The 2,449-nt window shown below is 61.3% G+C and carries 3 protein-coding genes; 2 read left to right on the forward strand and 1 reads right to left on the reverse strand.

Annotation, left to right across the window (positions count from 1 at the left end; genetic code table 11):
- Positions 1 to 713 (reverse strand): nitrogen assimilation transcriptional regulator NAC (nac, locus tag BM438_RS44465; protein WP_093647928.1); only part of this gene is annotated, 713 nt, incomplete at its 3' end.
- Positions 714 to 986: 273 nt separating this feature from the next.
- Between nac and BM438_RS44470 the strand changes: the two genes are divergently transcribed.
- Both BM438_RS44470 and BM438_RS46655 read left to right on the forward strand, forming a co-directional pair.
- Complete coding sequence (locus BM438_RS44470) at positions 987 to 2,195, forward strand: aspartate transaminase (RefSeq protein WP_093647930.1); 1,209 nt, start codon at positions 987 to 989, stop codon at positions 2,193 to 2,195.
- Between the two features lie 123 nt (positions 2,196 to 2,318).
- Positions 2,319 to 2,449: porin (locus tag BM438_RS46655; RefSeq protein WP_425270772.1), on the forward strand; the 131-nt coding region annotated here is incomplete at its 3' end.

Genomic DNA, 2,449 nt, shown 5'->3' on the forward strand with positions numbered 1-2,449 from the left:
GTCGCACCGATCCCCGCGCTCACCGCCGCCGACAACGTCGACGCGGATTCGATTTCGGCCACGACCTTGGGGATCATCTGCACGCGCGCGAAACCTTCGTCGACGTACTTGCGCAGATAGTTGTACGGACGCGGCAGCAGCAAAGGCACGTCGCGCAACTCCGTCACGGCGATCTGCTCCTGCGTGATGCCCATGCTGCGCGGCGCCACGAGGAACAGTTCCTCGTTCATCAGAAGCTGGAACGACAGGCCGTGGACGGGTTTGTCGCCATACAGCACGGCCATGTCCATACGCCCGTTCATGATCAGCTCGCTCAACGTCGTGCCGAAGTTCTCGTTGATGTAGAGAAGGATGTCCGGATGCCGCGCACGCACGGTGCGCAACAGCGGCAACGACAACGCCGACGCGCCGGTGCCCGGTGCGAGCCCCACCGACACCTGGCCTGACAGCGTCTGGCCGGCGCTCTTCACATCGGCCTGAGCCTGCTCGTACTGGCGCAGGATCAATTGGGCGTGACGATACAGCGTGGCGCCCGCCTCAGTGGCCGTGACGCCCCGCTTGGTGCGCACGAGCAGTTGTTGCTGGAACTCGTCTTCGAGTGTGATCAACTGCTGGCTCAGCGCCGGCTGGGCGATATGAAGCACTTCGGCGGCCTGCGTCAGGCTGCCGATATCGACGATCTTCACGAAGTACTTTAAACGCCGCAGGTTCACGGTAGTCGCGTCTCAACGTTAAGTGATGGCAACAATGATAGGGCAAGCGCCGCGCCGCGCACAGTGCTTAAAAAACCTCGCTCCCGCGCCTGCAGCGCTAAAAGCGTGCCCTGCCAGCGTATTCCCGCATGGACCCGATCGGTAAATGCCGGACGCGCACGCGTACCGCCCTGTCATAAGCGGATGTTATTGCGCCAGCGGAAAGACGTCTTGGCTTGAACTTTTTCGCGCGCTTAAGGTGAAGCCTCATCAAATGCCGTTGAGGAGTCAAGTGTGAGTGCATCGCGAATTGCCGCCCGCGTCCAACGAATCAAACCTTCGCCGAGCAGCGCCGCGGCGGACCGGGCCGCGGAACTGCGGCGGCAGGGGAAAACCATCGTCAACCTCGTGGTTGGCGAACCCGATTTCGACACGCCCGCGCACATTCGTCAGGCCGCTTTCGACGCGATGGAGCGCGGCGAAACGCGCTATACGCAGACCGCAGGCACGCCGGCGCTGCGCGCCGCCATCGCCGCGAAACTGCAACGCGAGAACGGTCTTTCGTACGATCCCAAACACATCATCGTGACGTGCGGCGCCAAACACGCGATCTTCAACGCGCTCGCCATCACCGTTGAAGCAGGCGATGAAGTTCTGATTCCCGCCCCCTACTGGGTGTCCTATCCGGACATGGTGCTCGCCTGCGACGGCGTGCCGGTCGTCGTGCCCTGCACCGAAGCAGACAGCTTCAAGCTCACACCCGCCACCCTCGAAGCGGCGATCACGCCCAAGACACGTTGGCTGATCATCAATTCGCCGACCAATCCCACGGGCGCAACGTATAGCGCAGCAGAACTGCGCGCATTGGCGGATGTGCTGTTGCGTCACCCGCAGGTGCTGGTGATGATGGACGACATCTACGAACACATCCGGTTCGAAGGCGAGGCATCAGAGCACCTCCTGTCGATTGAACCCGAACTCAGCTCGCGCACCCTGGTCGTTAACGGCGTGTCCAAGACCTATGCGATGACCGGCTGGCGCATCGGCTATGCCGCCGGCCCCGCCGACCTGATCGCGGCCATGGACACGCTCCAGTCCCAATCTACCAGCAATGCCAGTTCGATCAGCCAGGCTGCGGCGCTCGCGGCGCTGAACGGCGACCAAACATTCGTGCAGCAATCGGTGCGGACCTACAAGGAACGCCGCGACCACGCACTCGAAGCCCTTAACGCGATTCCCGGCATCAGTTGCAAAACGCCGGGCGGCGCTTTCTATCTGTACGTCAATTGCGGCAGCATGATCGGCCGCACTACGCCGCAAGGAAAGCGCATCGAGGGCGACGCGGATGCCGTTCTGTATCTGCTCGAGCATGCCGGCGTCGCGCTGGTTGCCGGATCGGCCTATGGCGTTTCACCTTTCTTCCGGATGTCGATCGCGACAAGCATCGACATCATCGATGAAGGCTGCAGGAAGATTGCCGCCGCGGTCGCCGCACTGAACTGAGAGTACGGCGACGACGTTAATACGTCGCGTCGTCGCTTTGTAAAAAAGACATGCCGCGCCGAGAGGACGTGGCAGTCGGTTTGGAGTTTTCCATTCTTCGTCAATCAGCAAGGGGATCTACTCGTGAAAAAGAATACATTAGGCATACTAACTGGATTGGGACTGGCAGTTTCTGGGATCGCGCACGCGCAGTCGAGCGTCACCCTGTACGGCATCATCGACGAAGCGGTGCGCTATGACACCCACCAGAACAA

It is taken from the genome of Paraburkholderia aspalathi, from assembly GCF_900116445.1.
Lineage (GTDB): Bacteria > Pseudomonadota > Gammaproteobacteria > Burkholderiales > Burkholderiaceae > Paraburkholderia > Paraburkholderia aspalathi.